Below are 7,322 nucleotides of genomic sequence, written 5' to 3'. Positions count from 1 at the left end.
AAAACTCCATATGGAGCTAATGGAGATTCTTGCAAACCAGATAGTGCACTAGAAATAACTATAACAATGACGTTGTGAAGGAATGGATTTGTTATTTATAAAGATGGGAATAGTGATGAAGTCTCCTTATAACGATATGCATTTCAAATAAAAAAAAGTGAAGACAAAACACTCTATGATTTTGAAAATGACAGTTGGTCGCTCTTGCTAATTCAACAATGTTTCCATGACAATACTGTTTTTATCCAAATAATCAAAAATAAAATTACAAAACAGATAGTTAATTGATTAAGAAACACGAATACCACTTAAAATTTTTTCATATTTTGAATGTTTTCTCTACAGATATTTTTTTACATGTTTTTTGAACCAACAAGGGTAATCCTATTGCAAAATTTCCTAAAAAGGATAAGAATTCGTATAAATAAAATAGCGTGTATAGTATGGATAAAACTTTATGCTCTTATAGGTCTGTATGATTATATTTTTTTACTTACAATACAGCCAATTATTTTTTATGTTTAGACGATTTCATAAAAGGTATTTTTAGCCTTTTTTAAGCATTTTTTTGATTCAACATAAAAAAAATTGAAAAAATACTCATAGTATTGGATATTTTTACTTAAGAGATAAGAAGTAAATTATTATTTAAAATCAATATATTGATTATTTTATTTTCTTCTGTCGTGAGTGCTTGTTCAATTTTTGGTAGAATTTTTTTTTGATAAATTTTCCATGTTAAGGGACCAATATGTTTGGCAATAATGATGCTCTCTTTATCCAAGAGAAAGGTTTCTGGGGGGCCATATACTCCCCAATCAATGGCTGTATATCCTGAAAAATCAAAGCCAATCAATTTAAAAGGATTACCAAAATTATTTAAAAAGCGCAGGGCGTTTACTTTATTATCCTTATAATTAATACCAATCAGATCAAAACGATTATCTTGTGCAATTTTCATAAGAAGAGGATGCTCTTTGCGACAAGGCAAACACCAAGATCCCCAAAAATTGACCAATGTGATACGTCCTTTAAACTGTTTTGAATTAAGATAACTTTCCTTATCAAGGAGAGGAAGATGCGTATTGGGAGCAGGTTTTCCAGCCAATGCATTGGGGAGAAGAGAAGAATCTTGAGGGTATTTTTTATCCATAAAATTGAAAAAAACACCATGAGCATAAGAAAAAGCACAAAGGGTCCAAAAAGAACCAACAAAACAAGCAAAGATATATTTTTTTTAAGTTTTGGAGGGATGTTCTTCATTCTACTTTTCTTTTTGTGATAGCTCTTTTTTGTTGAGCTGTTGGAGAATTTTTTTTTGGTAGAGGGCTTTGCAAAGAATGTATCCAATTAGACAGAAGAGGAATATTGCAGAGAGCATATAGCTTAAAATAACAATTTGCTCGTGTTTAAGGGCTCCAAGGAAAAAATCAATTTTCAAAGACAGATTTCCTAAAATTCCGCTTTGGATGCCATTTAGGTAGAGCATGATGAAGAGTCCTGTTGTTGTGCACGACGGGATTTTTCCATCTGAAGTATTTGGATATAACGACAATTTATTTCATTTCGCATAGCCATCAAATAGAGCGTAATAAACATAAAGCTGAAACAAAGGAGCATTGTTATAAGGGGCCATAACATAGCATTGTCGATTGTTGATCCTCCAGCGCGTAACAATGATGCTGGTTGATGCAATGTATTCCACCAATTAACAGAAAATTTAATAATAGGGATATTAACAAATCCAACAAGTGTAAGAATTGCGGTAGCACGAGCGGCTTTTACTTGGTTGTCAAAAGCACGTCCAAGCAGGATAATAGCAAGATAGATAAAAAGCAGAATTAAAACTGATGTTAATCGAGCATCCCAGACCCACCATGTTCCCCATGTAGGTCTCCCCCAAAGTGCTCCTGTCATGAGAGTCAAAGCGGTAAAAATTGCCCCCATGGGCGCACCACATTTGAGTGCCACATCAGCAAGATGATATTTCCAAATCAGATTTCCTAATGCTGCTGTGCTCATCGTTATATAACAGAATGTAGATAACCACGCAAAGGGTACATGAAGATACATAATCTTAACAGTAATACCCTGTTGATAGTCATCAGGGGAATGCATGATAAGAATAAGCCCTAAGATAAGGAAACACAATGTTATGCTGGCGAACCAAGGCAAAATCATTTTGCTTATTTTCATAAAATGGGTAAAACTTATAGGAAGTGACCTCATTTTATGTGTGTAAGATATTTCATTCATGAGATTCATCATAGGCATAGTTTTGCTATGCGGCAATCATCTTTTATTATTCTGACAAAAGATTGAGCGTTAGAGCGGCAATAAAAGAGCTCAAAAGACTCAAAAAAAGTGAAAAAGCACTAAGAAGAGCTAGGGAAGTGAGAAAAGAAGCATTTGGATTTGTTGGGGCTGTCGCAGCTGAAACACCAAAAATCATAATTGGAATGATCCACGGCAAGATAATAATGAAAATAAGAAGCGTACTATGCAACAATGAGCTTGCAAGTGCCGCTCCTATGGCGCCAATAAAAATAATAGCTGGTGTTCCGCATAAAAGAGTAAGTATTGTTGTAAAAGTTATCGTTACATTTAAGTGGAGCATGAGGGCCAAAATAGGCGTAGCAAAAATGAGAGGAAGCATTGTTCCTACCCAATGGGCGGTGCATTTAGTAAAGACAATTAGCATAAAACTTTGTCTTTGTCCTGAAAGGATAAATTGGTCGAGATTGCCATCATCGCGATCGATTTGAAAAAGTTTATTCAGATTAAGGAGTCCTGCAAGAAGAGCACCAAACCACAATATTCCTGGCCCTATTTTTGCAAGAATTTTAGGATCTGGTCCAATGGCAAAGGGGGTTATGATCACAACAGCGATGAAAAACAATAGTCCTGATAGCGCAGAGGATTGTGGTGTTAATAATAGTTTAAGATCACGCCAGAACAGTGCTTTCATTTTATTCTCTCCTAGAGAGGTAAAAATTTTTCCAGAGCGATGTTGTAGTTTTCTGGAATACCTAAAGAATGATGGGTTGCGGCGATAATCATACCACCTTGATTAAGATGACGCTGGAAAATACGAGCAAGGCGTTTCTGAGCATGGCTATCAAGCCCTGATATTGGTTCATCTAAAATCCAAAGAGGACGATAGGAAAGCAAAAGGCGGGCAAGAGCGACACGCCTTTGTTGTCCGGTTGACAAAGTCTTAAAGGGTAAATATTCAAGATCAGAAAGACCGATATCGGCAAGGGCTTCATAGGGGGAGTATAGAGGTTGTCCATAAAACGCTGCCCAAAATTGCAAATTATCAATGACAGATAAAAGAGGTTTCATGGCATTTTGAGGACCGAGATAATGACACGCAGTTGTAACAGGATATCTTTGTTCACAGTCTTTAAGCATGATATGACCTTCAGCAGCTTCAAGAAGACCGGCAATGATTCGAAGTAGTGTAGATTTTCCGATGCCATTTGGTCCAGTGATCGTCATCAGTTGCTGTGGAAATAAACGAAAAGAAAGATCTTTGAACAGAATTTCCTCGTTTCTGTAAGCTGCTAAATCTTTGCCTGATAACACCATGTGATTGCCTATTTTTAATTTTCCTATTCTTTATTGCATTATAGAAATAAAAAAACACGTTTTTTATGCAATTGTATCTAGAATAGTTCTAGAAATAGTTTTATAAGGGGTGCGTTACATCAAGATCTGGTGTAGAATGGTTTTTGGCGCTGATTTCCGCATTTACCTATGAAAGGTGGAGGGGGAAGTGGATAGCGGAGGTAATTGCGTCTGCGCTCAAGCTGCGACCTTGACTCGTAGTTTGTGTTGTTCATTCCTGGAAATTGGGTAGTTTTTAGTATGAGGGTGGACAGTCATGACTCACATTGATAGCTTTAATTGTCGCAGAATATTAAATGTTGGTGGGAAAGAATATACTTATTATAGCTTGATCGAAGCAGAGAAGAATGGACTTGAAGGAATTTCGCGTTTGCCGTTTTCGATGAAAGTTATTCTCGAAAATTTATTACGCTTTGAAGATGGTCGCACGGTTAAAAAAGAGGATATCCTCAATGTTGCTAAATGGTTAAGCGACAAAGGGAGCGCAAGGGCAGAAATTGCCTACCGTCCTGCACGTGTTCTTATGCAAGACTTTACTGGTGTTCCGGCGGTTGTTGATCTTTCTGCCATGCGTGATGCTATGGTCAAACTTGGTGGTAATGCTGAAAAAATTAATCCTCTCATACCCGTTGATCTCGTCATTGATCACTCGGTTATTGTTGATGATTTTGGCACTCCCATGGCTTTTAAGGAAAATGTTGAGCATGAATATGAGCGCAATGGTGAACGTTATCGTTTCTTAAAATGGGGACAACAAGCTTTTCAAAATTTTCGCGTTGTTCCTCCAGGTACGGGGATTTGTCATCAGGTTAACCTCGAATATTTAGCACAATGCGTGTGGATGAAGAGTGAAGAGGGGGATGAGACGGTTTATCCTGATACCTGCGTGGGAACTGATTCGCATACGACGATGGTCAATGGTTTGGGTGTTTTAGGTTGGGGTGTTGGTGGCATTGAAGCCGAAGCGGCAATGTTAGGCCAACCCGTTTCTATGTTGTTACCTGAAGTGATTGGTTTTCGCCTAATAGGAAAACTTAAGGAAGGTGTAACAGCGACCGATCTCGTATTAACGGTGACCCAAATGCTCCGCCAAAAGGGCGTTGTTGGTAAATTTGTTGAGTTTTTTGGCTCTGGTTTGAAGCATATGACGCTTGCTGATCGGGCGACGATTGGGAATATGGCACCTGAATATGGAGCAACCTGTGGTTTTTTTCCAATTGATAAAGAGACAGTGCGTTATCTCAATATGACAGGGCGTGATGAAAATCGAATTGCCTTAGTGGAGGCTTACTCTAAAGCACAAGGGATGTGGCATGACGAAAGGGTGGCTAATCCCATTTTTAGTGATACGATTGAATTAGATATGGGAACGGTTGTTCCTTCTATGGCTGGTCCTAAACGTCCTGAAGGGCGTATGGCATTGGAAAATGTTGGACAAGGTTTTAAGAAGGCATTGGTCGAAGATTATAAGAAAACTTCAGGACAAAGTGAGCTTTATCAGGTTGAAGGTGAAGAATATACGCTTAGTCATGGTGATGTGGTGATCGCTGCGATTACTTCTTGTACAAATACATCGAATCCCAGTGTTCTTATTGCAGCGGGTCTTTTGGCACGAAATGCAGTGGCAAAAGGTCTCAAAAGCAAACCATGGGTAAAAACTTCCCTTGCACCTGGTTCACAAGTCGTTGAAGCTTACCTTAAAAATTCGGGTCTTCAAAAAGATTTAGATGCATTAGGATTTAACTTAGTAGGGTTTGGGTGCACAACATGTATTGGAAATTCTGGTCCTTTGCATCCAGCTATTTCTAAAACGATTAATGACAATGGTGTCATTGCAGCAGCAGTTCTTTCAGGAAATCGTAATTTTGAAGGACGTGTTTCCCCTGATGTTCAAGCAAATTATTTAGCTTCTCCCCCATTAGTTGTTGCACATGCGCTCGTTGGGACGGTGTGTAAGGATTTAACCAAGGAACCTCTTGGTGAAGATTCAGATGGTCAACCGATTTACTTGAGAGATATTTGGCCAACTTCTCAAGAAATACAAGCGTTCATCGAAGAAAATGTCACGCGTAAGGTGTTTGCTGAAAAGTATGCAGATGTTTTTAAGGGAGATGAAAATTGGCAAAAAGTTCAGATCCCTACGGGATCTACCTATTCTTGGGATGAGCAATCCACATATGTCCGTAATCCACCTTATTTTGATGATATGCAGAAAACGCCTAATGTCTTACCAGATATCAAGGACGCACGGATTTTAGGTTTGTTTGGTGATAAAATCACGACAGATCATATTTCTCCTGCTGGTTCTATTAAAGCAGCTTCTCCTGCCGGAAAGTATTTAATGGATCATGGGGTTAACGTGGCGGATTTTAATCAATATGGGACGCGTCGTGGGAATCACGAAGTTATGGTTCGTGGGACCTTTGCTAATATCCGCATTCGTAATTTTATGTTAGGAGAAAATGGTCGAGAAGGAGGTTATACAGTTCATTATCCCTCAGCGATAGAACAAACCATTTACGATGCAGCAATGGCGTATAAACAAGAAGGTGTTCCGCTTGTTGTTTTTGCAGGTATTGAATATGGTAATGGATCATCACGCGATTGGGCTGCCAAGGGGACCAATCTTCTTGGTATTAAGGCGGTGATTGTGCAGTCTTTTGAAAGGATTCATCGCTCTAATCTTGTTGGTATGGGCATTGTCCCTTTTGTCTTTGAGGAGGGGGTAAGTTGGAAATCTTTAGGCTTAAAGGGAGATGAAAAGGTGACAATTGAAGGGATTCATAACTTGAAACCTCGTCAAAAGACTTTAGCAAAAATTACTTTTTCTGATGATACGGTAAAAACCGTTCCATTATTATGCCGTGTTGATACTGAAGATGAGCTAGATTATTTGCATCATGGTGGAATTTTGCAATATGTCTTGCGTAAGCTAGCCATTTAAATGCCTTTGTTTTTTGAAGAATATCTTCAAACGATTAAACTATAGAGTTTCGGATCAAAGAATTTGGCTTCGTTTTTTTATGTCTGTTTTTGAAAATTTAATTGACGTTGGCTTTGACATTGCGCTATAAGCTACAAAAGTTATAAAGCAGCTTTATAGTTTTGCTTGGATTAGGTTTGTTTACATTGGTAGAGTTGTTATTAAGATTTATTTTACCAAGGTGTTGAAAGAGAGATTATATTTATGGCGAATACACCTTCTGCTCGAAAAGCGGTGCGCAAGGTTGCAGCACGCACACAGGTTAATAAGGCCCGCCGTTCACGCGTTCGTACTTTTATGCGTAAGTTTGATGATGCTTTAGCAGGGGGTGATAAGGCGTCTGCAGAAATTGCATTTAAGAATTTTGAGCCTGAGATTATGCGTGCGATTTCTAAAGGGGTTTTTCATAAAAATACTGCTGCAAGGAAAGTGTCGCGTTTAGCGAGACGTTTGAAGGCTCTTAACGTTTAAGTTTTTTCTATTTCATTAAGAAATAAGCCAGTGTCCATAAGGATGCTGGTTTTTTTTATTTATTATTTCAAAAAGCTTCTATTGAAAATAAGAATCGACAGCGATTCTCCTTTCAAAAAAGAAGAGAAAGTTTATAGGGGGAGTATGGTTATCCACAAGCTTTGTGGATTTTTACAGAGTCTTTTTTGTCAAGCATTTTATTTTTTTTTTAAAATCTGAAGAGATTCTTTAATGATTA

General features: G+C 37.9%; 6 protein-coding genes and 1 pseudogene. 2 read left to right on the top strand and 5 right to left on the bottom strand.

What is annotated here, in order from left to right; genetic code table 11:
• Positions 1-622: 622 nt before the first annotated feature.
• From BN338_RS04050 to ccmA, 5 genes and pseudogenes are all read right to left on the bottom strand, one after another.
• Positions 623-1,263, bottom strand: a pseudogene (locus BN338_RS04050) (DsbE family thiol:disulfide interchange protein).
• Between the two features lies 1 nt (position 1,264).
• Positions 1,265-1,489, bottom strand: a complete 225-nt coding sequence (locus BN338_RS13035) for a hypothetical protein (RefSeq protein WP_039759294.1) — start codon at positions 1,487-1,489, stop codon at positions 1,265-1,267.
• On the bottom strand, positions 1,477-2,256 hold the full coding sequence (locus BN338_RS04040) for a heme ABC transporter permease (RefSeq protein ID WP_039759537.1): 780 nt from the start codon (positions 2,254-2,256) through the stop codon (positions 1,477-1,479). Before BN338_RS04040 ends, BN338_RS13035 begins: the two co-directional genes overlap by 13 nt.
• 46 nt (positions 2,257-2,302) lie before the next feature.
• Entirely contained in the window at positions 2,303-2,968 is a 666-nt protein-coding gene (ccmB, locus tag BN338_RS04035; RefSeq protein WP_039759292.1) for a heme exporter protein CcmB, read from the bottom strand.
• An 11-nt stretch (positions 2,969-2,979) separates the two neighbouring features.
• Complete coding sequence (gene ccmA / locus BN338_RS04030; RefSeq protein WP_039759289.1) at positions 2,980-3,591, bottom strand: heme ABC exporter ATP-binding protein CcmA; 612 nt, start codon at positions 3,589-3,591, stop codon at positions 2,980-2,982.
• Between the two features lie 295 nt (positions 3,592-3,886).
• Between ccmA and acnA the strand changes: the two genes are divergently transcribed.
• Both acnA and rpsT read left to right on the top strand, forming a co-directional pair.
• On the top strand, positions 3,887-6,574 hold the full coding sequence (acnA, locus tag BN338_RS04025; protein ID WP_039759288.1) for an aconitate hydratase AcnA: 2,688 nt from the start codon (positions 3,887-3,889) through the stop codon (positions 6,572-6,574).
• A gap of 243 nt (positions 6,575-6,817) precedes the next feature.
• Positions 6,818-7,084: a 30S ribosomal protein S20 gene (gene rpsT / locus BN338_RS04020; RefSeq protein WP_039759286.1), complete on the top strand. Its 267-nt coding sequence runs from the start codon at positions 6,818-6,820 to the stop codon at positions 7,082-7,084.
• Positions 7,085-7,322 lie beyond the last annotated feature (238 nt).

Source organism: Bartonella queenslandensis AUST/NH15, from assembly GCF_000312585.1.
GTDB lineage: Bacteria > Pseudomonadota > Alphaproteobacteria > Rhizobiales > Rhizobiaceae > Bartonella > Bartonella queenslandensis_A.
The sequence above is the reverse complement of the archived record's forward strand: the minus strand, read 5'-3'. Positions and strand labels throughout refer to the sequence as shown.